Here is a 24,328-nt window from a genome sequence, read left to right as displayed (position 1 = left end):
GATCACTGCCCTCCGAAAATCAGCTGCTGCACGGAGTTCTCCTGTTGCTGAGTCAACCCGGTGGCACTGGTCGGGTCGGCCGAGACCGGTGGCTGCCGGCCGGATTCAGACTGCGCTGTCCCAGGCTGAGCGGATCCTGAACGTGTCGGTCCACTCCGCGTCTCCCCGCTCGCCGCACCGGAGTCCGACTGCGGTGGCGCGGATTTCGCAGCAGCGCCCTGGGTTCCGGGGCTGCCCGGCGCCTGTCCGCCGAGCAGCTGCGAGGGCACGAGATCCGGGGCGACTGTCTTGATGGTGTTGGCGTCGATGGGCACGTCGGCACGGAAGAAATGTCCGATCGCGTCGTAGCCGGCCGTCGCCAGCGCCCATCCGGTGACGAACTTGAGCAGATTCTCCAGGCTTCCCAGTGCCGCCGTGCCGATCGGCCGAGCCGATGCGGCGACACTGCGCAGCGTACCGCTGGCACCACTGAGCTGGCTTACCACCGGCCGTGCCTCGTCGAGCAGACTGTTCGCCCTGTCCAGCACAGGCCCGAGCGCCCCGAGCGCCGGTGTTCCCGCCGCGGTGAACTCGCGCAGTTCGTCGCTGATCGCGCTGAGATTGTCGGTGACCGGTCGCGCCGAACGCAGGGCCGGTGTAGCGGCATCAGCGACGCCGCCGAGCTGTGCGAGCACCTGCCGGGCATCGCCCAGGGTCTGTGGCAGCTGGGCTACCGCCGAACTCAGTTGCTGGCGCTGGCTGCTCACCGTGCCCAATGTCTTGTCGGCTGCCTGCACCAGGCTGTCGATGGTGTGTCCGTCATCGGCTGCCACCGCGGCCGCGACCGGGCTCGCCCGGTCGATGAGCTTGTCCAGCAAGCCGTTCTGCTGACGCAAAATCGTGGCGAGCGTGCTTGCGTTGGTCATCGCAGGGCGCAGCGCCTTGATGGCCGAGGCGACATTGGCGGCGTTGCCGTGCATTCCCTCGCCGAGTGTGGTCACCAGCGAGGCCAACGCCGTCGATGTCGGGGTGTCGAGCGTGTTGATTAAGTCCTGCACGTCCACCGATGTGCTGGTGCGGTTCTGCGCGATCCGCAGTGGCGCCGACATCACGGGCGCCCGTGGCGAGCCACTGTCGAGACTCACATACTGTTCGCCGAGCAAGCTGACCGGACGGATCTTCGCGGAGGCGTCGGTGTGCAAGGGAAGGGCACTGGGATCCAGCTCCATGTCCACTCGTGCGCGGCCACGATCCAGGGCCACGCCCCGAACGGAGCCGACGACGATTCCTCCTGCCCGAACGGTGTTGCCCGCGATCAGCGAGCCCGCATCCGCGAAGTAGGCCACCAATTCGCCGGAATCCGCGGAGGCCGGTGCGGTTGTCACTCCTGTCGCCGAGACCATCGCCACTACCGCGAGCAGGACGGCGCCGATGGTGAGATTCCTATGCCTGCTCATCGGATGGGCTCTCCACTCGCGTCGGTCCACGGCTGTCCAGCCGCGGTTCCAGGTGCGGTCGTTCGGTCGAAATTAAGGCCAGGCGGTTTGATCCCGGGGTTGTTGTTGACCGCGGTCGCCGAGAGCGTGAGCAGCAGATGTCCGTAGTGCCCCTGAGAGCTGTAACCGCCGAACACTCCGGCCCAATTGGACAACCAGCCGACGAGATCCGGTGTGTACGGCCGCAGAAAATTCAGCGCTGGAGCCAATCCGTTCAGCGCGGTCGTCACGCCAGGCACCACCGCGTGCGCGCTGTCGAGCAGCGAAGGTGTCTTGCGCAGCAACACGTTGGCGGATCGAATCGTCGGCGTCAGCTCGGCGACGGTGGGCCGTAGCTGCTGGAGCAGCGGGCTGAGATTCGCGGCGACCGAGGGCAACCGGGCGGCGGCCGGCCGCAACGAGGCGAGCAGGGGCCGGGTCGTGTCCACAGCGTGCGGAACCTTGTCGAGGGTGCCGTCCGCGGCGCGCAAGGTGGTCGGCAACTGGGCGAGTCCGGATCGCAGTTGCTGTTGATGCGCGGCGACATCCTGTGTCACTGTGGCGAGATTCGAGACCGCGGAGGACACGTCCCGATGCCGTGAAGCGACCGCCCCGACCATGCCGTTCAGCCGGGTCACCAACTGGTGGATGGCCGGGCCGTCGGATCCTACCGCAGCGAGCACCTGACCGAGGGCCTGCACCGCCGGTCCTGCGGTGCGCACCGTGGAGTTCAAATCCTGCTCGTGCCCACCGAGCGTGGTCTTGGTCTGCTCGAGAAGCGAGCGCAGATGCGCCCTCGTAGGGGGATCGAGGGTCTCCAGTAGATCCTCGATGTGCACCTGTGACCAATCGGTCCGCACTGTGCTGCCGTTCGCCAGCGGTCGTGCGCTCACCGGGCCGGGCTGCAGCTGTAGATAGTCCTCGCCGATCAACGAGCGAGAGGTGATCACCGGCCGCGTGCCTTGATGAAGAGGCGCCCGATCGGCGTCGATCCGGACCTCGACGACCGCCTTGCCGGACTGCGGATAGACATCGGTCACCGACCCGACATTGACGTTGGCGATACGGACCGGGACGCCGTTGAAGATGCCTGATGCCTGTGGCAGCACCAGCCGCAGGCGATAACCGGACGATGTCGAGACCCCGATCACCACCGCGGCCACGATCAGGAGAGCGACGACCAACACGGCCGTCAGCTTCCCTGGGACACGCAGCGGAACTCTCTTCGTGATCATGCTCAGTTCATCCCGAGGGGGCCGGCCGATTCGCCACGGAGAAATTGGCGCAGGAAGGGATCCGATGAGGCAAAGGCAGCCTCGGTTGGGCCGTAGTGCACCAGCCTGCCCTGCCAGATCGCGGCGACGTAATCGCTGACCTTGCGGGCGGTCGGAATGTTGTGGGTGACCAGGATGTAGGTGCCACCGTGTTCCGCGTGCATCTCCAGGATGAGATCGTTGAGCAGGCTGGTACGCACTGGATCCAACCCCGAGTCCGGCTCGTCGAACATCACGATATCGGGATTGAGCACCAGCGCGCGGGCGAATCCGGCTCGCTTGCGCATTCCGCCGGACAGTGAACCCGGCTCCTGCAGCGCAGCTCGTTCTAGGCCGACCTCCTTCAAACGCAGCATCACGATATCGCGAATCTCCTCTTCACTTTTATCGGTGTGCTTGCGTAGCGGGAAGGCGACATTGTCGAAAACGTTCATGGAGCCGAAAAGCGCGCCATCCTGGAACAGCACACCGAAACGCCTTCGTAACAGGTCCTGTTTCCTGCGGTCCAGCGACCAGATATCCTGCCCCAGAACAGTGACCGTTCCCCTGTCCGGCTCCAGCAGACCGACAATGTGCTTGAGCAGAACACTTTTCCCTGTTCCGGACGGGCCGAGCACCGTGGTCACCGAATCATCGACAAAATCCAGAGTAAGTCCACGCAGAATATCGAAAGAGCCGAACGACTTGTAGACATCGCGGATTTCTATCGAATTCTTGGTGCCAGGAGCCGGATCCACGACCGCGGTCAGGGTCTCCGTCGCAGGATCGTCCTGGTAGTGCGCCGGTCGGTTCATAGCCAGTTACCTCCGTGGGATGCGCGGGCGGGAAACGCGCCGCATCAGTCAGTTCGCGATGGGGGAGTTCGGGAATCCGCCCCAGAAAAGCTGTTCGAAAGCCATGCCGATGACACTGATCAGCACCATGTTGACGATCATGGACTTGGCCGTGTTGCGCCCGACACCGACCGGCCCCCCCTTGGCGGTGTATCCGTAGTAGCAGGAGACCAGGATGATGACAGTGCCAAGGGTCATCGCCCAGATCAACGAGAAGAGCAGATCCAGCGGGCTCTGGAACGCCCAGAAGGTGTGACCGTAGCCGCCGGAGGAATCCGTTTGCATGACCATGACCACGAAGAGCCAACCGGAAAGATATCCGAGACCCAGTCCAACCAGGTAGATGAACGGCATCGCGATCCACGCGGCAACCAGCCTGGTGCCCACCAGATACGGCCGCGGCGGAACACCCATCACATGCATCGCGTCGACTTCCTCGTTGATTCGCATCGAGCCGAGTTCGGCGACTATGCTGCATCCGACCTTCGCTGCGAGGATCCACCCCCACATTTCCGGAGCCGTCCCACGCAGCCCGACCAGAGTATTGACGCTGCCGATATAGCTGCGCACACCGAACTGCGTTGTCAGGTAATGATCATTGATCGAGACGACCGCCCAGATGGTTATCTGCATGAACCAGATGACCACGCCACTGGACAAGATCAGAATACCTGCCTGGCGCAGAGTCTCCGTAACATAACGCCAGGTCTGGCCGACCGATCCGACTGCCTGCAAAGTGAACGAGACGATCTCGCCCGCGCCGGCAAGCCCGCGGGTAACCCGCGCACGGATCGCGGTGCCCTGTCCGCCTCCCCGTTCGCTGCCCGTCGCCGTCGTATCGAAAGCGCTGGTGCTCATCGGTTCCTTCCTCAGCGGGCCGTGTTCAGGCTGGGCGTCCAGCCGAGCATCGTTGTAGTGAAAAAGAAGTCGATGACGAAAATGACCACGAAGGAGAGCACAACGGCCTGGTTGACCGCCCGCCCCACACCGATCGCACCGCCGCGGGAGTTGATCCCCTTGTACGAACAGATGACCCCGATCGCCACCCCGAACAATGCGCTCTTGAACAGCGCGAGCGCGATCTCGATCGGCGTTATGTTGGAGAAGAGGGTCGCGAAGTAGATGCCCGCGTCGACCTGCCCGACCCACCCGACCCCGATCAGTCCGGCGACGGTCCCGGCTACCACCGAGACTAGATTCAGCAGGCAAGTCATCACGATCGCGGTAAGGATCTTCGGCAAGACCAGCTCTCGGATCGGATCTATCCCGAGCACGACGAAGGCGTCGAGTTCCTCCCGGATTTTGCGGGCACCGAGGTCCGCGGTCATCGAAGCGCCGACGACCCCGGCCACCACCATGGCGTTGATCCATGGCGAGAAGGCACGCATGTTGTAGATCAGGAAGTACTGGCCATAGCGGTTGCTTGCCCCGATCAAGATCAACAGGGTCAGCGCGAGAATCGCGAACAGCAGGCAGAAAGTCAACGAGGACAGAATCAGCGGAAACCAGCACAGGCGAAGAGTTCGGTAGATTTCGTCCTTGACCGCTCCCCAGTAGCCGATCGGCCGCCGGATCGCGTCCCAGGCCGTCCTGCCGAGAAGCTGCACCATGGCCCCCGCTTCCGCGACAGGATGCAGTGCGGGGCCGGGAATCCGTCCGACAATGGCAGCGGATGGCTCCCGTAGAGGCGGAGGCGGGCCCACCTCGGGAACCTGGTACTCAGAAACCTGCGCGGCCGTCGCGCCACGGTCGGTGCGCTCGGTCATCCGGTTACCTCAGACTTCCTTGTCCTGTGCGCTGGTGCGCGATGCTTCACCGGTCACCAGAATCGCGGGGGTATCAGTGCAGACGAGTCACCACCGGGGGTCTCCCGGACGAGGGAGTGGCCCACGCCGACCGGTCGATGATCGTGAACGGCAGCCTCGACGCCACTCCCTTCGCTGTTGCCTGAGACACAATGCGATGTCGCTGCGAGGTCCACAAGCAGACGTTCCGTGGGTTGGAACACCGCTTGCTGGAGCGGATCACGCTCCTGCACGCTGACCGGTACAGCGCTACCTCTGGCGCGTTCTCAGCCCAACGGGAGGCAAATCCATGACGATTCTCGTACTGCTCGTCGTGGCGACCGCTGCGTTGGTCGTCGGACTTTTCACCCATGTTCTCGGTCTCGTCTGGGTCGCACTCGGCGTCTCGCTGCTCGCCATCGGTTTACTAGCGCTGCGCCGGATCCTGCACCGGCGTCGGCAGGTCGAACACGCCACCGAGACCGAAGAGCGGCCAGACGAGGCGCCAATCGAGGAAGCCCTGGAGACCGGACAGGAATCGAACCTCCCCAGCACCACGGCGGAACAGCCCGAAGATGAGAAACCCAAAGGAACACAAGCACCGCAGGAAGAAGCGGGCCCAGGAAACGAAAACCCTCCGCCTTCGGATACCGTGTCCAGCTTCGGCGTCGCTCGAAGCGCAGAGCTTGTGCGGATCATCGAAGGACGCCGCCGCTATCACCTGCCTGGCTGCCGCACACTCCAGGAGCATACGTACGAAGAGATCACCCGCGATGAGGCGCAGGACGAAGGATTCACCGCGTGTACGGTCTGCGCAACCAGTTGAGCCGCGCACGCTGACGAGGGGTTCGCCTCCAGTGTTCGCTATCGTCCGCCAAACAATTCCACCACGTCGAGGATAGGCGGACCGTCCACCGCGCGAATTCGCTCGATGAAAGTCCCGGTCGAGATCACCAGCGCCGGGTGGGCCAACTGCAGTGCGCGAGCCAGAGCGCGCCCTGCGGTTCCTGCGTCCAGCGATACCAGAGCCGCACCCACCATGCAGATTCCCAATCTCGCGCCGACCGCGGCAGGACCCTCCGGTAACAACACCCCGATGTGGTCACCCTCCCCCACACCGCTGGCTACCAGCGCATCCCCCGCGCGGCGGGCGACCCGCAATCCATCACGATAGGTCCAACGACTTCCGTCACCGAATACGGCCATGATCGCGTTCGGGCGCTTATCCGAACCCGCGTACAGCGAGGTCAACGTGAGGTCCTCTTCCGAAGACACTTCCATGGTCGTCTCCGTCATCAAGTGGGCACAGTGCGCTCTTATCCTGTCCTGCGGCCAGAAGCCGTGGGGATTCTGATCGAACAGCCGATATCTCTCAACGCACGGTTCCATTCCGCAAAATCGGATCAGTTCGTACCAGTTCTACGTAGTCATCTACGTAGTTTCGCGACTGTGATCCAGGGCACCAAGAGGCAAGGTAGTCGGAACCCGAACTGACCAGAGGAGGCCCGAATGCGGAACAGCGCAGACCTTGCTGCCTTCGCCTACTTTCCGGAACAAGACAGGTCGACCGCGCCGAGCGCCGTGAGCAAGGCGCTTTGCCTGCTCGACGCGCTCGGCTCGGGAAAAGAGGCCGAACCACTCGCTGTCCTGGCCGCCCGCGCGGGACTACCGAAGAGCACAGCCTGCCGATTGCTCAAGACGATGGAGACGCTGGGATTCGTGGCTCGTAAGGAATCACTGTACTGTCTTGGTCCGCGCATCCTCGAACTGGGCACGCAGGCGAACGTGGCGAGTCACCATGAACTGAGGACTGCCAGCCTGCCGATCCTCGAACGCCTCTACGAGGAGGTGCGCACCACGGTGCATCTCGGTGTGCTCGTCGGCAGCGAGGTGCTGTACCTGGAGAAGATCACCGCACCAGGCGGAGTCCGTATACCCACCAGGGTGGGCACGACCCTGCCTGCCGGATACACCGCGCTGGGACGTGCACAGCTGGCGTTCAGCACCGCTCGGGTCACCGCGGGCGGTCCGTCCTCGCCCGCGAATATAGGGCAACATCGTTGGCTCGCGGCCGTTCTCGGTGAGGTAAGGCGCAACGGCGTCGCCGTCGACCGTGGCAGCTACCGCGCCGGCCTGACCTGCGTCGCCACCCCAGTCACGGTGCACGGGCGCGTGGTTGCCGCCCTTTCCGCCAGTAGTACAGGGGAAGTTGCATACAGCACACTGCGCACCGAGCACGTACGGGCCGCCGCTTCGCGCCTTGGACGGCAACTTGAGCGATACACACAGCACGTCGGTTGACCGTGTATCAGCGCTGATCCCCCGTTTCAAGCGCACTCTTGGCCCGGGCTGAGAATTCCGCCTTGACGGGCGAACTAAAATCTCGGCGTGGCCGATGGCGTCCGAGGGAACCTGCCTATCGAGCTGACCAGCTTCGTTGGTCGGCGGCAGGAGTTGACGAGGGCCAAGGTACTCATGGAGCACACGCGGCTGCTGACCTTGGCCGGACAGGGCGGAGTCGGCAAGACACGGCTGGCTATACGTCTGGCCGCCGAACGTGCCAGGGCGTTCCGCGACGGCGTCTGGCTGGTGGAGCTGGCAAACCTGCACCAGGGCGAACTCGCAGCCCAGCTGGTCGCGGACGTACTCGGGCTCAGGCACGACTCCACCACGCCGCTGGAACAGCTGTGCGACTACATCCGGGACCGGAGTCTGCTACTGGTCGTGGACAACTGCGAGCACCTGATCGAGGAAACCTCGCAGCTGATCACGACGCTGCTCAGCGTTGCGCCGCACCTCCGCGTCGTCGCGACCAGCCGCCAGTTCCTCGGTGCGTCGGGAGAGCAGGTACTCCCGGTCACCCCGCTCTCATTGCCGTCCGCCGATACGAACGAACCCGTCCGCACCGCCGATGCGGTCTCACTTTTCACCGACCGCGCGCAAGCGGCGGATCCTGAGTTCCGGCTCACCGAGGCCAACAGCGACACCATCGTCGGCATCTGCAACCGCTTGGAGGGCATCCCGCTGGCACTGGAACTCGCCGCCGTGCGATTGCGCGCTTTCACCGCCGAGCAGATTCTCGCCCGCCTGGACGACACACTGGGGCTGTTGAACACCGGGCTGCGCACATCACCGGTGCGCCAGCAGACGCTTGCCAACACGGTCCAATGGAGTTACCGGCTGTGCACTCCCGCCGAACAGCGGCTGTGGCGCCGCCTTTCGGTGTTCTCCGGCGGCTTCACCCTCACCGCAGCCGAAACGGTGTGCGCCAGCGAGGCGAAAGAGCCGGTCTTCGAATCACTGTATGGTCTCGTCGAGAAGTCCATCGTCACCAGAACCGACACCGACGGCACCCGCTACCACCTCTCCGAAGTGCTTCGCCAGTTCGGTTCCGGACTGCTCACGGATTGGGGCGAGGCCTACGAAATCGAACTGCGCCATCGCGAGCACTACCACCGCCTCGCGGAACGCGGCGATCTGGACTACTGCAGCCCCCGCGATCTCGAGTGGTTCACCGAAGTCCGGACCGAGCATCCGAACCTGCGCACAGCGCTGGCCCATGCGCTCTCCACCGAGGACAACCAAACCGCGCTCGACATGGCCTCAGCGCTGCGCCGGTACTGGACGCACAGCGGTTTCACCCTCGAAGGCTTCACCTGGATCACCACCGCGCTCGACAAGGTCACCGACCCCAGCCCCGTACGCAATCGTGGACTGACCGCCGCCACCTTCCTCGCCATCATGCTCGGCGAACAGCGGCAGGCCAACGAACTGTACGAGCAGTGCCTGCTTGCCGAGCAGACTGATCCGTCCGAACAGCTGCACGCGGAGAACGTCTTCCATTCCGCGCTGATCACCTTCGCCTGTGGCGATGTCCCCGAGGCATGCGATCTCGCCCAAGCCGCGATGAAGCTGTGCATCGCCACCGGAGACGACGCACTGATCGGCGAATGCGTTTCCGGCGCCACGATCCTGGCCTTCTCCGCTGGCGAAGTGCGAGCACGAAGCGCAGCCGAGGACTTCCTCGCGATGGCCACCGAGCGAGGTTCCAATCTGCTACGGTCCATCGCTTTGTGGATGGTCGCTCTCAATCACTGGCACGACGGTGATCTCGAGCAGTGTCAGGGACACATCGAGGAGGCGATCAGGACCTTGATTCGCTTCGACAACCGGGTGTTCCTTGCCACCTGCTTCGAGGGGCTCGGCTGGGCCGAATCCAGCCGGGGCAACCACAGCCGAGCCGCCACCCTGTTCGGCGCCACCGACACTATTTGGGACAGCACCAAATTCCGGCTGGCGCAGAACATCGTGAACGTCGTCGGCGAAGAAGTGCGGGAACAAACTCACTCCGCTATCGGCGACGCGACGTTCTCCGCGGCCCTGGCGCGCGGTGCCGCCATGACGACCGGCGAAGCCGTGGAATTCGCGATCGGGGAATCCAGCCGACTGGACAGTACCCGGAAAGACACCACTACCCGGCCGACGCTGACCCGGCGCGAGGAGGAAGTGGCGAACCTGGTCGCCGCGGGCCTCAGCAACAAAGAAGTCGCGACCAAATTGGTGATCTCGATACGAACCGCAGAGGCGCACGTCGAGCACATCCTCAGCAAGCTCAATTTCACCTCACGTTCGCAGATCGGCGCCTGGCTCAACAACCACGTCCATTCTGGTTGAAGTCGCTCGTGGGGACTGTCGGCTGAATGGTCGGGTGGCCCGGGGGTGCGATTCCCCCGGGCCACCCGACCAACCGGCTGACACTCCCGGTAAACGCCAGCCCCTGCTCCTGCGCTTGGGCAACCATCGTAGCCGCCCACCGCTCCTACTCCGCCGACGAATCCCCGCAGGCTCGGCGGACCCCGCCGAGCCTGCGGGGCGCGATCGGTTGTCAACGATGTAGGTGCTCCGCCGTCAAGCAAGTGCGGCAGGAGAACATGTAACCGGTTGATGACCTGGGTTCGGCGTTGGACGAGCTAATCTCAGTGTTCGCTGAGTGGCCGAAGGGTTACAGCCCGGAAATACCGCTCATGCGAAAGTCCCGCGCGTCGGCCAGTTCAGTCTCGGCGGCGATCTATCTCGATGATGTGGCGATGGTCGAAATACACGAAGCGTATGCGTCCCGGCATTGATGACGGATCCGGCCGGGGAGAAGGTGATCGCGTTGTCGAGCGGGTTGAGCAGCAGGCCTTCCGGTGCGCCCGCGTCGCCGATCACCTGTGTGCCCGAGTTTCTCCACGAACCGTTCCCGTTCCGGTGAGCTCAGCCCACGGACGGCCCCATGCCGAGGGACTGTGGGGTACTGGCATCCGGTGAGGGCTGGCGTAGTCCTTCGTCGAGTTCACCGAACTCACTCATCAGCGCCGGATCGCCGCCCCATGGGGTCTGTGCCTCGGCGATCAGTGAGTTCGTGGTCAGCAGCAGGCCGGCGACCGAGGCGCCGTTCTGCAGCGCGGAGCGGACCACGCGCAGGGGGTCGATGATACCCAGCTCGATCATGTTTCCGTAGCGTTCGCGCAGCGCGTCGAAGCCCTCGTCGTCGGCGAGCTGGCGGGTGTGCGCGGTGATCTCGGCGGCGTCGTAACCGGCGTTGCCCGCGATCAGCGCGCTCGGTTCGGCCAGCGCGCGGTGCACGATATCCGCGCCGATGGCGTGGTCGCCGCCGAGGTCCAGGGCATCGAGTGCCCGTTCGGCGTGCAGCAGTGCGGCACCGCCGCCGGCCACGATGCCTTCGGCCATTGCCGCCCTGGTCGCCGACAGTGCGTCCTCCACCCGGTGCTGGAGTTCCTTGAGCTCCGCCGGTGTCGCCGCGCCCACCCGGATGACCGCGACCTTGCCGGTCAGCGCACCGATTCGCTCGGTGAGTACATCCTCATCGACCCCGTACTGCGCGCGTTCCAGTTCGGCGCGTAGCTGATGGACGCGGAATTCGAGGTCCTCGGCCGTTCCGGCACCGTCGACGATCGTGGTGTTGTTCTCGGTGACCCGGACCTGGCGGGCCCGGCCGAGCTGGTCGAGGGTCATGTTCGCCATGGAGAACCCGGACTGTCGGGAGAGGACCTCGCCTCCGACGACCGCCGCGATGTCTTCCAGTTTGTGCAGCCTGCGATTGCCGAAGCCCGGAGCCTGTACCGCCACCGCTTGGAACGTGCCAGTGGTGTGGTTGTGCACCAGCATCGACAATGCGGTGCCCTCGACGGTCTCGGCGATGAGCACCAGCGGGCGCGGGGCGCGCATGATCTTGTCCAACACCGGCATCAGGTCCTGTACCTTGCTGACTTTCTCGCTGCACAACAGGATGTACGGGTCCTCGAGCACTGCTTCGAGCCGGCCGGGATCGGTGACGAGGTACGGCGAGAGGTAGCCGTTGTCGAATTCGAAGCCTTCCACGAAGTCGACACCCATGCCGATCCTGGGTGATTCCTCGACGGTGACGATCCCGGTGTCGCCGACGGTGTGCAGTGCCCTGGCGATCACGGTGCCGACCTCCTCGTCGTTGTTAGCCGCGATGGAGGCCACCCGCGCGTAGTCGGCTTCGCTTTCCACCGGGTGGGCAACCGCGTGCAGGTGATCGACCAGGGCCGCGACGGCGCGGTCAATGCCCCGTTTGATCATGACGGGGTTGCCGCCCTTGGCGATCGTGTCCATGCCCTCATGAATGATGGCCTGCGCGAGAACGGTCGCGGTGGTGGTGCCGTCGCCGACGACGTCGTTGGTCTTGATCGCGGCTTCCTTGACCAGCTGCGCGCCCATGTTCTCGAACTGGTTCTTGAGGTGGATGTCGCGGGCGATGGTGACGCCGTCGTTGGTCACCTCGGGCGAACCGGTGATCTTCTCGATGATCACATTGCGCCCTTTGGGGCCCAGCGTCGACTTCACCGCCGCGGCGAGCTTGTCCACTCCGCTGCGGAGCAGATCTCGGGCATCGGTGTTGAAGCGCAGGTCCTTGGCCATGATTGTGCTCCTCTGCGTGCTGGATTGGCCGGTCGTGGCAGTCGGAATCAGGGGGTGAGGATCGCCCGGCCCCGGATCCGTCCGGCGTCGAGGTCGGCGAGCGCCTCGCACGCGGCGTCGAGCGGGTAGGTGGTGGTGTGCAGGGTGACCTTGCCCGCCTGCGCGAGCGTCATCAGTTCGACGAGGTCGTTGTAGGTGCCGACCAGGTTGCCGATCACGTTGCGTTCGGTGGAGATGATCTCGATCGTCGGAATGTCGATGTTGTCGCCGTAGCCGATGACGAAATGCGAACCGCCGCGGCGGGTCATGGCGAACGCGTCGTGCTGGGCGCCCTGCTCGGCGACGAAATCGAGCACTACCTCGGCTCCGTTGCCACTGGTGAGGTCCTGCACCGCCGCAACGTGCGAACCGTCGGCGAGCACGGTTTCCTCGGCGCCGAGCTGCTCGGCGAGTTTGAGGGCGTCGGCATTGCGGTCCACGACGACGATCCTGGTGGCGGTCAGTGCCATCAGCGACTGGATGCCGATGTGGCCCAGTCCGCCCGCGCCGTTGACGACACAGGTGGTGCCCGGGTACAGCAGCGGCGCCGCTTTGCGCACCGCGTGGTAGGCGGTGATGCCGGCATCGGCCAGTGCGGCGACATCCTGTGGGCGGGTGCCGGGGTCGAGCTTGATGCAGGCCCTGGCGGAGGTGAGCAGGTACTCGGCCATCCCACCGTCGCGGTCGATGCCGGGGAATGCGTTGTCGCTGCAGTGCATGTCATCGCCGGCACGGCAGGCGTGGCACAGTCCGCAGGTCGGTGTGGGGTGCAGGATCACCGTGTCCCCCACGGCGACATTACTGACCGCCGAGCCGACCTCGGCCACCCAGCCCGCGTTCTCGTGTCCGAGGGTGTAAGGCAGGCGAACACCCGAGATCGCCGCCCACTGTTCCTCGATGACGTGCAGGTCGGTCCGGCACACTCCGGCCCCGCCGACCTTGACCACGACATCGAACGGATTGCGCGCCTTCGGCTCCGGGACGTCCTCGATCACCGGCTGTCGGTGATATTCGTGCACGCGCACGGCTTTCATGGCGTGTCCTCCTCACCGGGATGCTCGGTTTCGCGGTAGCGGGTGGCCAGCAGCCCCCTGCAGAAGTGGGCATTGCCGTCGATGCTGACCCGTACCGCCTGGGCGAATCGCAGCCGCAGGCTGACCTGCTCGGCGGGCACGGGGTTGCCCTCGTCATCGACCAGGAGCAGGGAATCCGGGCTAGTGGAAAGGCCGAGATCGGCGCGCCGCCGCAGCAGGCCGGACTGCTCCGGCGAGGCGGGCACGTCGCCCAGGCTCAGGTCCGCCAGTCCCTCGATCTGCCAGCCGTCGGCGAGTAACCGGCGGCACGCGCGTTCCAGGCACGCGGTGTGTGCCTTGCGGCGGAACGTGCGCCGCAACTCGTCCAGCTCCGCGTTCGCCTCGGTGGCGTAGGTGTCCGCGAATCCCGCCTGCGCGGCGACCCCGGCGTTGATCTGCTCCGCGTCGTGGTGGTCCTCCAGGCGTACGTCCACGCTTTCCACTCCCGGCAGTCCCGCTACCGCCTCGTAGGCGTCCGCGGTCATCAGGTACGCGAAATTCGGCGCGCAGAAGGCCGTCGGCAAACGGAGACGCACACCCACATCCCCGCCGCGCACCTCGCACAGCCGCACGAAGCCGAGGTCGGTGATCGGTTGATCCAGCTCCGGATCGACCACCCTGGCCAGGGCCGCCCACACCGCATCGCGGAGTCGGGTATCGGTCAGCTGCTCGGACGTCGCGGTCATACCGGCACCGCCTCCGCGAGCTGGAGCTCACCGGGGACCTTGATCGTGGGATACAGCGCGGCCGCGTTCAGGCCGAGAATCTTCCTCTTGATGTCGGGCGTCAGCACTCCGTACTCGGACTGCATGTCCTCCGGAATCTGGAAGTCCACGAACTTTTCGATGAGCCACTTGGGCTGCCAGAGCGCGTAGTCGGAGGAGAAGACAAGCCGGTTCTCGTCGAGCCAGTACAGCAGCTCACCGATGATCTGCGCGAAGTACCGTGGCCGGGTGTGGATGAACGGCATCGCGACCGACAGTCCGCCGTAGACATTGGGTTCCTGCACGGCGATCCAGCAAAAGTCCTCGAGCCTCGGCAGGCCGACGTGTTCCACGATGAAGTTCAGATCGGTGAAGTCGGAGGCACAGTGATCGATATCAGCGACATCGAACGCATCCCGGTCGAGTGGACGCAGCGTCGGCCCCTTGTGCACGTGGATGTTCTTGATCCCCAGCTCGCGGCACTTCTCCAGATACCGGTAGGCCCAGGGATCACTCATCTTGAAACCGCGCGAATCACCATGCCAGGCAGCGGTGTAGATCTTGACTCCCTGCAGCCCGAACCGCGCGGCGTCCTTCTCCAGCTGTTCCAATCCGGCTTCGCCGTCGCGCGCATCCCAGGTTCCGTTGAGGGTGAGTTTGCCCGGATGCTGCTGCACGCCTTGCCAAGCCTCCTCGGTGCGCGCGAAACCACGGTGGAAGAAGTCCCAGAGGTACACGCTGTTGTGGATGGCATGATCGGCGTAGCCCACATCGAACAGGTCGTGCATGAAGTCCTCGGCGCTGTAGCGCTGGAACTTCCGGTAATCCCACACGTACTCTTCCGGGGATAGATTCCGGTGATAGTCGTAGAAGCACTCGATGAACTGGTGTCCGTGTATGTTCCTGCAGTTGTCGTCCGAGCCGTCCCACAGGTGCACGTGCCCGTCTACGATGAAGTAGTTCTCGCCGTCCTTGGTGTACATCGGTTCCTTCTCCCTTGAATGTCGCGATGTCGTTCTCGGTATGATGTGGCGCTACCGGACGGGTGTGAGATCGAAACCGAGTTCCTCGGCGGCGTCCTCCGGGTTGGCGAACAGGACAGCCCGGTCGTCCTGGAAGATCATCCGCCCGTAATGGGTGGAGATGTTCTCCTCGAACTCCGACTGGTCGAACCAGCCCTCCTCCTCACCGGCAGCCTCATCGACCTCGGCAAAGTCGACGTCGATACGGTGTTTGCCGTCGACGCGGATCATGGATGGCAGCGGTGTCACCTTCACGTGTTCCTGGTGCCGCATCACCTCCGCGATCACCTCGCCGACCTGGTTGTTCATCAGCGTGAATCCGCACATGTTCGAGGCTGTGGCATCGGATTTGAACGGGCTTTCCGTGGCTTTCTTCAGCTGATAGGTCACTGGTTCAGCTCCTTCGGAACTCGCAGGCTCAACTCGGAAACGATGGCGGTGAAACGGCTCTTGGCGCGGTCGAGTCCATCCTCGAACCGTGGCGGTTTGGCATCGGGCTGCGACCACAGCGGCTGGAGCGTGCGAGCTACTTCGAGGCAACGCGGCAACCACGACTGCAGCCACGACTGCAGGATCCCGGTGTTGTGCTCGGCGAACTCGCGGTCGGAGACCATCGGTGCGAACATCGCCTTGGTACAGCGCAGATCCCGCTCGGCGTAGTCGTATTCCTCGGCGCCGATCAGCGTCGGGGTGATGAAGTCGCCGTTGGCCGGTGCGGCCTGCTGCACCAGGTTACTGCGGAACAGTTCGCCCACCAGCGGTTCGAACACCAGATTCGTCGCAAAGACCGCCTCGGCCCAGTCCCAGGTCGAGGTGAGTTGCTCGGCGACCTCGCGCACCCCCTGCCAGGCCGGGTCCGAAGACCAGGCCTGCACGTGGGCGCCACCGTCGAACGCGTCGATCTCTTCGGACAGAGTCAGGTTGTACAGAGCAAGATCCTGCGCCGAACGGATCCGGTGGGTGCTGTTCACCGCGAGCGCGGTGTTGTGCATATTGGTCGGGCCACGCCGGTTGGCGTTAGCGAACAGATACAGACCGAGACCGTGGTCCACGTGCATCCACGCGCCGACGTGCCGGGCGACGAAGTCGACCCAGTTCGGGTTCCACTGCTCGAATGCCTTGGACTGCCGTGCCGCGTCGATGTTCTGATTGAGCTGGCGCACGACGTTCGAGCTGTTGCGGTAGATCGTCTGTTCCCACTCCTCGTTGGGATCACGGAACTCGTGCCATCCGTGCGCGGGCCATTCGTACCCGGCACCGCCCGATCCCGGGCTGCGCACCGGCTCCGGCCGGTCCTGCCCCCATGCCTTGAGCGCGGTCCAGTCGAGCGGATAGCCGCCGCGGCCGTCGGCGAACCCGTAGATCCACCCCTGGGAAAGGTAGTGCCGCGGGTCGGGCTGTACCTCGACGGTCACGTCCTCGTAGTGGGACTGTTTGCGTTTGGCGGAGCTGAAGTAATTGAACCGGCGCGCTTCGGAGTCGGGGAATGTCCTCGCTCCGGCTTCGGCATCGGTGAATGCGGGTTTCGGGACACTGCGTTCTTGCGTGGTTGTCATCGCATTTCGTCCTTGTCTGCGAATCGGACGGCCACCCGGCGCGGTTCAGCCCGCGTCGGCATCGCCGGTGGTGGTGAACTTGTCGTAGAAGACTCGGCTCTCGTCAACCCCCAATGCGGGTAGCAGCTCCACGGCGGCCTCTACCATCGGTGGTGGTCCGCACACGTAGGCATCAGCGCCGGCCAGGTCCGGCCCGGCCCGCTTGACGATGTCGGTGATCAGGCCGATCTCGCCGTCCCAGTCGTCCTCCGCGGCCGGCTCGGAAAGCGCTGGCACGTAGCGAAATCCCGGCAGGGTACGTTCGAGAGCACGCAGCTCCTCGGTGAAACACAGATCTCTGCGGCTGCGCGCGCCGTAGTAGAAGGTCGCTCTGCGGTCGATGCCGCGTTCGGTCATCGACCGCAACAGCGCCAGGATCGGCGCCATCCCGGCCCCGCCGCCGACGAACACGAGATCCGCGTCCGGGTTGTTGCGCAAAGTGAACATCCCGTACGGGCCGGTCACGTGCAGTCGATCCCCGGCTACGAGCCCGGTTTCCAGGAACTGCGAGAACAACCCGCCCGGATAGACCTTGACGACGAACTCCAGCTGTCCGTTCTGCAGGCTGGAGGTGTTGGCCATCGAGAAGGACCGGGTCTCCCCGGTACCGGGCACGGCGAAATCCATGTACTGGCCCGGGAAGAACTTCACCGTCGTGGGCTCGACGAGGCGTACCACGAGCTGCCGCATGTCGTGCGTGACCGGCTCATTGGCCGCCACCTCGACCGTGGCCTCCTGGATCGGCAGCCCGGAATGGATCATCTCCTCGTCGTAGTTGAGCAACTCCACGACGAGATCGTCGTAGGCGCGAGTACGGCACAGCAGCGTGTATCCCTCGTCCTTCTCGAAATCGTTGAGCGCAAACGTGGAATAGCGGTCGAGCTCGAATTCCTCGCCCTCGTCCCCCTCGAGCAGGAACGATTTGCATGAGGCGCACTGCCCCTCTTTACATCCGTGCATGAGCATCACGCCCTGCCGGAATGCCGCGCTGAGGACGTTCTCGCCCTCGTTCGCCTCGATCTCGATGCCGACCGGTTCGAAACGCACCGTATGTGTGTCTGCCATGGCTTTCTGCGGTCCCTTCCGAATGGAAAGCGATCCGGAAACCGGGCCGGGAGCCCAGCCGCACGCGCGTGGATCTCCCTGCCCGGTTCCGTGCGGCGGTCAGCTCGCCGGCGCCGGACGCCCTGCCGGACCCTGGCGGACGTAATCGGCGCGGAACGCCTCCCGCTCGGCCTCGGTCATCTCGTTCAAGGTGACGTTCGGGCTCGGGAACGGCGGGCAACGCCGCAGGTGCTCCAAGGTCCACATCTTCTTCGGGTCCAGATCCAGATGTGGCTGGGCGGTCAGCGTGTTGCCGTCGTCACGGACGAAGCCCATATCCTTGACGATGTCGGCGAAGTTCCAGTTGTGGTATAAGGTTTCCCACTCCCGGCTGCCGATCAGCTTGCCCATATTGGGCGTCTGCCTACCCTGATAGGTGGGCCGGAAAGCGACCTTGTCGGTCCAGTGGCACGGCTCCGAGCAGTAGGTGCGCCACTGCCCGTCGACCTCGTCCATCACCATGTCCTCGCGGATCAGGCACGGCACCATGCAGGTCCAGCACCGGTGCGGGTAGACGTAGTCGACGTCCTCGAAGGCGATCGGTTTGTGGCCGTTCGGTACCGAAAGGCGGTTGTAGTTCTCCCACCAGGCGCCGTACTTGTCGTACCAGCCCGGGTACTTGTGTTCGAACCACTCGAAGTCCTCGTCGGTCATCGGGTCGATGCGCCAGTAGTTCGCGATCCAGCCCGTGGCGAAGAACTGTGCGACCTCGTGGACATAGCCCTTGTTCCAGATCCGGTTCCAGGATTCCTCGATCAGATCGTGCGGGATCTCCAGTCCGTACTTTTCCAGCGGGACGAGGTAGCTGCGGTAGTAGTCGTCGTAGATCCACCGCCGCCACATCTCGGCGTAGCTTTCCCGGTCCTTGCGGCGGTCCTTCGTGCCGTACTCGATGAACGTGCCGATCGCCGCGTCCACGACACAGTGGTTGTTCCACCACGCGTAGCGCAGGTCCCTGGCGAGAAGCTGATGGTTGCTCTCGTCGGACAGCGCCATCAGGAGGGTGGCGTAGCCGTTGCTGATGTGGCGGGATTCGTCGGACTGCACCGAGTGGAAGACCGTCGGCAGCAGGTAGTCACCGTTGGCTGCCGCCTCGCCCGGCATGGCCACGAACAGCGTGTTGGTGAACGCGGTCTCGGCGACGATCGTCAGGTAGATACTCGCCGCAGTGATCGCATCGCCGGTGATGAACCCTTCCGCGAACTGCCGCCCGATCGTTCCGGCATAGTCGTTCTGGAATCCCCGCAGGCTGGAGTTGAACCCCGCCGGGTCGATGTAGTTGTTCATGTACAGGCGCTTCAGGTTCTGCTGAATTGTCGAATGGCGAACCTCGTCGATCATCTGGATGGCCTGGCCGTTGTGCAACTCCGGGTTCGGCACCGTACGGAACAACAGCGGCATCGCGCGGGCGGCGGAGATCTCCGGCAACGGGATGATGGACAGGAACAGCTTCTGCCACTCCATCCAGCGCTGCTGCACCTGTCGGAACATGTTCCCGCGGATAGCACCGTCCTGGGCCCCGTAGACCCGGTTGTCCTTCTCCTCCTCCATCGGGAAGTACGAGCGCAGGACCTGCTTGAGCGGGTCCTTCTTCTTCGCCTTGCGGAACGTGTAGTCGGTACCGTAATGCGAGACCGGCTCGTGATAGGCCGGTTCCCAGGACAGTTCCTGGATCTTCTGGTGGGCTTTCGCCACGCTCTGGCGGCTCATGATCACTCCTTCCCGCCGCCACACAGCGGCGGTGACCGTTGCACCTTTTCCGTCGGGTCTGTCGCGACAGACCCGGATGCTTTCGATACGAAGCGGTGCCCGTCGGCGCCTCTCCGACGACTTCCAGCACACCAGATGTCAACGTGTTTTCTGTCTCAATTCCAAGACGACGAGGGTGCGGTCAGGACTCGTCGAACATCGTCTTGCGCAGTGCGGCCAGCTCCTCGCGCACGCCTTCCTGTATCCGTGTGTCCGGTTTCACCGAGGGATGGATGCCCAGCGCCCGCAGGAGTTCCGCGGCGGGAGCGCTCGGATCCCCACTCTCTCCGAATGCCGGGTGCAGCCCGCGGTCAGCCAGGTGATCGAACACCAGATGGACCACGCTCCACGGGTTGTAGGTCTCCCGGTCCGAGTTTTCAGCGGACAAAGCGCACCTCCCATGGGGCCAGGACTGGCGGCTCCACGATCACCGCCCCGGCGGATGCCGGGATCCGGTGCTCCATGACAACTCCCCGGGCCGCCACCAGCTGTCTCAATATTGAGACCACGGCATGGTTTCCCTGACCCGTATCCTGTGACCCAGGGCACAGGATGTGTCCAGCTGGTCTGTGCCCAGGGTTCCGGAGAGGAGGAGCGCCACCGTGAATGCCACCGAGCCCGCCCCCGGCTCGGCACTCCAGTCCGAATCGCAACAGTCCGATTCGCAACGCCTACTAGCCCGCAACCGGGTCCGGTTCCTCACCGCCGAGCCGGTAGACGCGAACCAGGTCCGTGAAGAGATCCTGACCTCCTGGTGGCGATCGAAACGGTCCCAGGTTCCCACCGACCGCATCGAACTGCCCTACTTCGCCGACCGAGACAGCGACACACCCCTGCTGCACGGCGCCGAACCCGTGCTCGCCCGGCTCGGCGAGCAGCTCGACGGCCAGCCAATCAGCCTGATCCTCACCGATCCCAGCGGAGTGGTGGTCAACCAGCACACCGGCGACACCGAACTGCACCGGCACCTCGAACGCGTCGAGCTCGTGCCCGGCTTCAGCTACGGCGAACAGTTCGTCGGCACCAACGGCATCGGCACCGCCTTGGAAGACGGCCGTCCCACCCACGTGTTCGGTCACGAGCACTACGCCGAACACCTCGAGGGACTGGCCTGTGCGGGTGTCCCCATCCGCCACCCGGTCTCCGGCGTCATGCTCGGGGCGGTCGATTTGACCTGCCGCAGCCGCGATGCAGGGAAACTGCTGATCGCCCTGGCCCGCAGCACCGCCGAACAGATCAGGCAGTCCCTGCTCACTCACACGAATACGCGCGAGTTCGCGTTGCTGCAGTCCTACCTACAGGGCTGTCGGCACACCACCGGCATCGTCATGGCCTTCAACGACGACCTCGTGATGATCAACGATTGCGCCCGCCAACTGCTCAGTGCCGACGACCAGGCGATGCTGCTGCAGCAAGCGCGGCAGGTCCTCGCCGAGACGCACAGCAACTCCGCCACGATCACCCTGCCTACCGGTATCGCCGCGCGCGTTCGGTTCCGCCGCATCGTCGGTCACCGCGACGATGACATCGCCGGTGGCATCCTGAGCGCTCAGCTCGTCGACCACCAGGAAAGTGAGGTCCCCGGCACCAGTCCGGCGGTGCCGCTCTACCTGCCGGGGCTGGTGGGAACCTCCCTGGCATGGCAGCGCTGTTGTCAGCAGGTCGACGCCCACTGCCGAGACGGCGACTGGTTGATCCTGGCGGGCGAATCGGGTACCGGCAAGCACACCCTGGCTCGTACCGTCCACCAGCGCCACACCCCGACCGGTCACTGCCGCGGCATCGATGCCACCGGTGAGGAGAACGTGCTCGCCCAGCTGCGCCAGCATGTTTTCGACGACCCGGTCGACACCGTGATTCTGCGCCACCTCGACCGGTGCCCGGACACCACGATCGCCGCGGTCACCGAACTGCTCGGGCACGCCCGCGCTCGCCCGCTCCCCCCTTGGGTGGTGCTGACCCTCGAACCCGACCCCGAGACCGATCCCCGGCTCACGGCACTGGTCGCACTGTTCCCCTACACCGTCGCCGTGCCGCCCCTGCGACGCCACCTCGCCGACCTCGACCAGCTGATCCCCTTCCTGCTGAATCGGCTCAGCCATGGCAACCAGCTCAGCTGCTCGCCGAGTGCGCTGCACCTGTTGATGCGCGCCAACTGGCCGGGCAACGTCACCGAGCTTTACGGAGTTCTCAAGCGCATCACCCGGTACCGCCGCAGCGGCACGATCCGGCCTGCCGATCTGCCCGCCCGGTTCCGCACCGCCTCCCAGCGGGAACTGAGCCCGATCCAGGTGTCCGAGCGCGACACCATCGTGCAGGCACTGCAGGACGCGGACGGCAACAAGCCGCAGGCCGCCAAGCTGCTGAACATCTCGCGGGCCACGATCTACCGCAAGATCCACGATTTCGGGATCGTCGTCCCTGACCAGTCGCGGAAACGTCACTGACCGCTTCGCCAGGACAGGAGTTCTTTATGGCCACCACGCCGGAAACCCCCACCAGCGTACGAGAACTGAACACTCCTGCCGCACTCGAACTGGCCGAGCTCACCGCCGTCCTCGACGACCTGCACACGGTGCTGCGCTGTTGCGAACGGCTGCTCGCCGACCTCGCTCGCCAGGAGCCCGATGACCTCGTCATCGAAGCGCTCTGGAGCACCGCATTGCTCTCCTACAACCGCTGCTTCACCACCGATGTCCGGAGTGCCGCCCTCACCGAGGCAGACCTCGAGGCGACGTCGCTGCGGGGCGAGGTCACCGAGTGGCATGCCGTCCTCGGCAAACTGTGCGAGCACTACACCAACCCTGCCGCCAATCCCAGGGAGAGGTTCAGCGTCGGCGCAGCCCGCGACGAGCACGGTGCCGCCAGCGGGATCGCGATCACCTCCATCCCGCAACCGCGACTCGACGAGACCACCGTCCAGCAGACCGGGGCACTGGCCTACCAGCTCACCCAGCAGGTGGAGCGGCGAATCGCCGAACGACAGGCACAGGTGCACGCCGCGACGGCGGCACTCACATCCGCGGAACTCGACCAGCTGCCACGCATCGATCTCACCGCCGCCGAGCACGGGCCCGGACTCGCAGACGGATGACACCCGGCCGGAAGCACGCCCATCCCGGCCACGGAGGGCAGATCGAGACGGTGACCTGGAACCCGACAAGCGGGTGCGACACCGTCAGCCCCGGCTGCGAGCGATGTTACGCACTGATCTTCGCCAAACGACTGAAAGCCATGGGCAATCCGGGTTACCAGCACGACGGTGACCCCCGTACCAGCGGGCCGGGCTTCGCGCTGACCCTCCACCCTGACCGGCTGGACCGGCCGCTGCGCTGGCGCACACCGCAGCTGGTGTTCGTCGACTCGATGAGCGATCTGTTCCATCCGAGGGTCCCGGACGATTTCGTCGCCGCCGTACTCGACACGATGCGGCGAGCCGAGCGACACACGTTCTTCACCCTGACCAAACGCCCGGCACGCATGGCCCACTTGCTCAACCGGCTCCGACCCGAGCCGTTGCCGAACGCCTGGTGGGGTACGACCGTCGAGGACAACGACCACACCCGTCGCTGCGCCCGGTTGCTCGCCACCCCCGCCTCGGTGCGGTTCCTGTCGTTGCAGCCGCTGCTCGGCCCATTGCCGGATCTCGATCTCACCGGCATCGACTGGGTGTACGTCGGCGGCGAGTCCGGGACCGGGCATCGCAGGATGCATCCCGACTGGGTCCGCGATATCCGTGACCGCTGCACGGTCGCCGGTATCCCGTTCCTGTTCAAGCAATGGGGAGGACGCACGCGCAATGCCGGTGGCCGGGTGCTCGATGGCCGCACCTGGGACCAGACGCCGCCCGCCTACCGAAACCCGGATGGCAACTGACCGGTACCACCCGCTGAACGCGCTCTCCAGCGAACCTGGAACCCACCAAACGCCCAGTCGCAGCGGTTCTCGTACGCGGGAACTGCGCGATCCCACCACCGTCGACATAGTCGAGGGCGGTGCTTATGCGTACTGCGCGCTGACAGCACTCACTACCTCCGCGAAGCCGTCGAACACCCTCAACGGTCAACCCGCGAACGCGCGGACCAAGCTTCGGTCGCCACGAGCGACCGTCACCAGCGGCTTACCGTCGCCCGGAGAGTGTCAGCCGGTGGCCGACAGTCCTCGCCGAAGACGACGGATGAGCAAATCGGCCAAGGGCATTACCGGGTACACGGCCACTCCCGGAGACACCGAGCGGACGAACCGCCTATTTTCCACAGAACGTGTGAACCGTGTCCTGCGATCAGTCGAGTTTCAGGATGGGCCTGCGCAGATCGAGCCAGGTGGGGGACTGTCGGAACTTTGGCTCTGGCTCACTTTTCGTGATTGGTTCTATGCGAGGAGGACTCGTTTTCTGGGGAGGTCGAGGTTGGCTCGGCCGTANATTTGTCTTTGATCATTTTGATGCGGTTGACGTTGCCTTCGGTGGGGCCGTTGCTATGGGTCTGGGTCAGGCCAGCGACTATTGCTGCCTCGTCCTTGGCTAGTCCGCGGGTGAAGGAGTGTAGGTAAAAGAGATCGGTAGCACGGACTGTTGTGATCCAGTGTTGGAACCGGTTTTTGTTGTGTTGCCGGGGATTGAGCATTTCCGCGAATCCTTGAACGGCGTCGGCGAGGTCTATCATTTCTGGGCATGAGCTGATCGGTTCCTGCCGTAGGTTGCGTTGGGTGTCGCTGAGATTTTCTGGCCGGGTGAGGATCAGGCTGGTG

Annotated in this window: 22 protein-coding genes; 6 read left to right on the top strand and 16 right to left on the bottom strand. The window is 64.6% G+C overall.

Annotation, left to right across the window (positions count from 1 at the left end; all coding sequences use genetic code 11):
- Positions 1–2 precede the first annotated feature (2 nt).
- From A37U_RS0121010 to A37U_RS0120990, 5 genes are read right to left on the bottom strand one after another with little or no spacing between them, the layout of a single operon-like run.
- Entirely contained in the window at positions 3–1,436 is a 1,434-nt protein-coding gene (locus A37U_RS0121010; protein WP_020498648.1) for an MlaD family protein, read from the bottom strand.
- On the bottom strand, positions 1,433–2,689 hold the full coding sequence (locus A37U_RS0121005; protein WP_020498647.1) for an MlaD family protein: 1,257 nt from the start codon (positions 2,687–2,689) through the stop codon (positions 1,433–1,435). The genes A37U_RS0121010 and A37U_RS0121005 overlap by 4 nt, the downstream gene beginning before the upstream one ends.
- 2 nt (positions 2,690–2,691) lie before the next feature.
- Positions 2,692–3,522, bottom strand: a complete 831-nt coding sequence (locus tag A37U_RS0121000) for an ABC transporter ATP-binding protein (RefSeq protein ID WP_020498646.1) — start codon at positions 3,520–3,522, stop codon at positions 2,692–2,694.
- Between the two features lie 48 nt (positions 3,523–3,570).
- Positions 3,571–4,419, bottom strand: a complete 849-nt coding sequence (locus A37U_RS0120995; protein WP_020498645.1) for an ABC transporter permease — start codon at positions 4,417–4,419, stop codon at positions 3,571–3,573.
- An 11-nt stretch (positions 4,420–4,430) separates the two neighbouring features.
- A complete protein-coding gene (locus A37U_RS0120990) occupies positions 4,431–5,327 on the bottom strand; it encodes an MlaE family ABC transporter permease (protein ID WP_157182938.1) in 897 nt (298 codons plus the stop codon).
- 328 nt (positions 5,328–5,655) lie between these two features.
- Between A37U_RS0120990 and A37U_RS0120985 the strand changes: the two genes are divergently transcribed.
- The gene (locus tag A37U_RS0120985) at positions 5,656–6,171 is read left to right on the top strand and encodes a hypothetical protein (RefSeq protein WP_020498643.1); all 516 of its coding nucleotides are present in this window, start codon (positions 5,656–5,658) and stop codon (positions 6,169–6,171) included.
- A gap of 38 nt (positions 6,172–6,209) precedes the next feature.
- Here the strand turns inward: A37U_RS0120985 and A37U_RS0120980 are convergent, their stop codons facing one another.
- Positions 6,210–6,641 (bottom strand): AMP-binding protein, encoded by a 432-nt coding sequence (locus A37U_RS0120980; RefSeq protein WP_157182937.1) that lies wholly within the window; start codon positions 6,639–6,641, stop codon positions 6,210–6,212.
- Positions 6,642–6,854: 213 nt separating this feature from the next.
- On the opposite strand from A37U_RS0120980, the gene A37U_RS44485 reads away from it, so the two are divergent.
- Positions 6,855–7,646, top strand: coding sequence for an IclR family transcriptional regulator (locus A37U_RS44485; RefSeq protein WP_020498641.1), 792 nt, complete (start codon positions 6,855–6,857; stop codon positions 7,644–7,646).
- Between the two features lie 87 nt (positions 7,647–7,733).
- Complete coding sequence (locus A37U_RS0120970; protein WP_040588323.1) at positions 7,734–10,019, top strand: LuxR C-terminal-related transcriptional regulator; 2,286 nt, start codon at positions 7,734–7,736, stop codon at positions 10,017–10,019.
- A 582-nt stretch (positions 10,020–10,601) separates the two neighbouring features.
- Here A37U_RS0120970 and groL read toward each other — a convergent pair.
- From groL to A37U_RS0120920, 9 genes are all read right to left on the bottom strand, one after another.
- Entirely contained in the window at positions 10,602–12,293 is a 1,692-nt protein-coding gene (groL, locus tag A37U_RS0120960; protein WP_020498638.1) for a chaperonin GroEL, read from the bottom strand.
- A gap of 47 nt (positions 12,294–12,340) precedes the next feature.
- On the bottom strand, positions 12,341–13,366 hold the full coding sequence (locus A37U_RS0120955; protein ID WP_020498637.1) for an NAD(P)-dependent alcohol dehydrogenase: 1,026 nt from the start codon (positions 13,364–13,366) through the stop codon (positions 12,341–12,343).
- Positions 13,363–14,091, bottom strand: a complete 729-nt coding sequence (locus tag A37U_RS0120950; RefSeq protein WP_020498636.1) for an iron-sulfur cluster assembly protein — start codon at positions 14,089–14,091, stop codon at positions 13,363–13,365. Before A37U_RS0120950 ends, A37U_RS0120955 begins: the two co-directional genes overlap by 4 nt.
- Positions 14,088–15,092 carry an amidohydrolase family protein gene (locus tag A37U_RS0120945; RefSeq protein WP_020498635.1) on the bottom strand — a complete coding sequence of 335 codons (1,005 nt, stop codon included), beginning with the start codon at positions 15,090–15,092 and terminating at the stop codon, positions 14,088–14,090. The genes A37U_RS0120950 and A37U_RS0120945 overlap by 4 nt, the downstream gene beginning before the upstream one ends.
- Before the next feature lie 51 nt (positions 15,093–15,143).
- A complete protein-coding gene (mimD, locus tag A37U_RS0120940; RefSeq protein WP_020498634.1) occupies positions 15,144–15,521 on the bottom strand; it encodes a propane 2-monooxygenase effector subunit MimD in 378 nt (125 codons plus the stop codon).
- Complete coding sequence (locus tag A37U_RS0120935) at positions 15,518–16,687, bottom strand: ferritin family protein (protein WP_020498633.1); 1,170 nt, start codon at positions 16,685–16,687, stop codon at positions 15,518–15,520. The genes mimD and A37U_RS0120935 overlap by 4 nt, the downstream gene beginning before the upstream one ends.
- Before the next feature lie 45 nt (positions 16,688–16,732).
- Positions 16,733–17,791, bottom strand: a complete 1,059-nt coding sequence (locus A37U_RS0120930) for an NADH:ubiquinone reductase (Na(+)-transporting) subunit F (RefSeq protein WP_020498632.1) — start codon at positions 17,789–17,791, stop codon at positions 16,733–16,735.
- A gap of 99 nt (positions 17,792–17,890) precedes the next feature.
- Positions 17,891–19,540: a ferritin family protein gene (locus A37U_RS0120925; RefSeq protein WP_020498631.1), complete on the bottom strand. Its 1,650-nt coding sequence runs from the start codon at positions 19,538–19,540 to the stop codon at positions 17,891–17,893.
- A gap of 181 nt (positions 19,541–19,721) precedes the next feature.
- Positions 19,722–19,967: a hypothetical protein gene (locus A37U_RS0120920; protein WP_020498630.1), complete on the bottom strand. Its 246-nt coding sequence runs from the start codon at positions 19,965–19,967 to the stop codon at positions 19,722–19,724.
- 214 nt (positions 19,968–20,181) lie between these two features.
- Between A37U_RS0120920 and A37U_RS0120915 the strand changes: the two genes are divergently transcribed.
- The 3 genes from A37U_RS0120915 to A37U_RS0120905 are packed head-to-tail and all read left to right on the top strand — an operon-like array spanning position 20,182 to position 23,455.
- A complete protein-coding gene (locus A37U_RS0120915) occupies positions 20,182–22,026 on the top strand; it encodes a sigma-54-dependent Fis family transcriptional regulator (RefSeq protein ID WP_020498629.1) in 1,845 nt (614 codons plus the stop codon).
- Between the two features lie 26 nt (positions 22,027–22,052).
- Positions 22,053–22,673: a hypothetical protein gene (locus tag A37U_RS0120910; protein WP_020498628.1), complete on the top strand. Its 621-nt coding sequence runs from the start codon at positions 22,053–22,055 to the stop codon at positions 22,671–22,673.
- Complete coding sequence (locus A37U_RS0120905; protein ID WP_020498627.1) at positions 22,670–23,455, top strand: DUF5131 family protein; 786 nt, start codon at positions 22,670–22,672, stop codon at positions 23,453–23,455. The genes A37U_RS0120910 and A37U_RS0120905 overlap by 4 nt, the downstream gene beginning before the upstream one ends.
- Before the next feature lie 476 nt (positions 23,456–23,931).
- On the opposite strand, the gene A37U_RS49855 is transcribed toward A37U_RS0120905, so the two are convergent.
- The gene (locus A37U_RS49855; protein ID WP_476707424.1) at positions 23,932–24,261 is read right to left on the bottom strand and encodes a transposase; all 330 of its coding nucleotides are present in this window, start codon (positions 24,259–24,261) and stop codon (positions 23,932–23,934) included.
- Between the last annotated feature and the right edge of the window lie 67 nt (positions 24,262–24,328).

The sequence above is a fragment of the Sciscionella marina DSM 45152 genome (assembly GCF_000379465.1).
GTDB lineage: Bacteria > Actinomycetota > Actinomycetes > Mycobacteriales > Pseudonocardiaceae > Sciscionella > Sciscionella marina.
This window is presented reverse-complemented; position numbering and strand designations above follow the sequence as displayed.

Excerpts from the sequence above, each read along its gene's own strand:
- A37U_RS0121005 (WP_020498647.1), bottom strand. The coding sequence starts at position 2,689 with ATGATCACGAAGAGAGTTCCGCTGCGTGTCCCAGGGAAGCTGACGGCC.
- groL (WP_020498638.1), bottom strand. The coding sequence starts at position 12,293 with ATGGCCAAGGACCTGCGCTTCAACACCGATGCCCGAGATCTGCTCCGC.
- A37U_RS0120985 (WP_020498643.1), top strand. The coding sequence starts at position 5,656 with ATGACGATTCTCGTACTGCTCGTCGTGGCGACCGCTGCGTTGGTCGTC.
- A37U_RS0120905 (WP_020498627.1), top strand. The coding sequence starts at position 22,670 with ATGACACCCGGCCGGAAGCACGCCCATCCCGGCCACGGAGGGCAGATC.
- A37U_RS0120930 (WP_020498632.1), bottom strand. The coding sequence starts at position 17,791 with ATGGCAGACACACATACGGTGCGTTTCGAACCGGTCGGCATCGAGATC.
- A37U_RS0120945 (WP_020498635.1), bottom strand. The coding sequence starts at position 15,092 with ATGTACACCAAGGACGGCGAGAACTACTTCATCGTAGACGGGCACGTG.
- A37U_RS0120955 (WP_020498637.1), bottom strand. The coding sequence starts at position 13,366 with ATGAAAGCCGTGCGCGTGCACGAATATCACCGACAGCCGGTGATCGAG.
- A37U_RS0120980 (WP_157182937.1), bottom strand. The coding sequence starts at position 6,641 with ATGACGGAGACGACCATGGAAGTGTCTTCGGAAGAGGACCTCACGTTG.
- A37U_RS44485 (WP_020498641.1), top strand. The coding sequence starts at position 6,855 with ATGCGGAACAGCGCAGACCTTGCTGCCTTCGCCTACTTTCCGGAACAA.
- A37U_RS0121010 (WP_020498648.1), bottom strand. The coding sequence starts at position 1,436 with ATGAGCAGGCATAGGAATCTCACCATCGGCGCCGTCCTGCTCGCGGTA.
- A37U_RS0120910 (WP_020498628.1), top strand. The coding sequence starts at position 22,053 with ATGGCCACCACGCCGGAAACCCCCACCAGCGTACGAGAACTGAACACT.
- A37U_RS0120935 (WP_020498633.1), bottom strand. The coding sequence starts at position 16,687 with ATGACAACCACGCAAGAACGCAGTGTCCCGAAACCCGCATTCACCGAT.
- A37U_RS0121000 (WP_020498646.1), bottom strand. The coding sequence starts at position 3,522 with ATGAACCGACCGGCGCACTACCAGGACGATCCTGCGACGGAGACCCTG.
- A37U_RS0120990 (WP_157182938.1), bottom strand. The coding sequence starts at position 5,327 with ATGACCGAGCGCACCGACCGTGGCGCGACGGCCGCGCAGGTTTCTGAG.
- A37U_RS0120995 (WP_020498645.1), bottom strand. The coding sequence starts at position 4,419 with ATGAGCACCAGCGCTTTCGATACGACGGCGACGGGCAGCGAACGGGGA.
- A37U_RS0120950 (WP_020498636.1), bottom strand. The coding sequence starts at position 14,091 with ATGACCGCGACGTCCGAGCAGCTGACCGATACCCGACTCCGCGATGCG.
- A37U_RS0120925 (WP_020498631.1), bottom strand. The coding sequence starts at position 19,540 with ATGAGCCGCCAGAGCGTGGCGAAAGCCCACCAGAAGATCCAGGAACTG.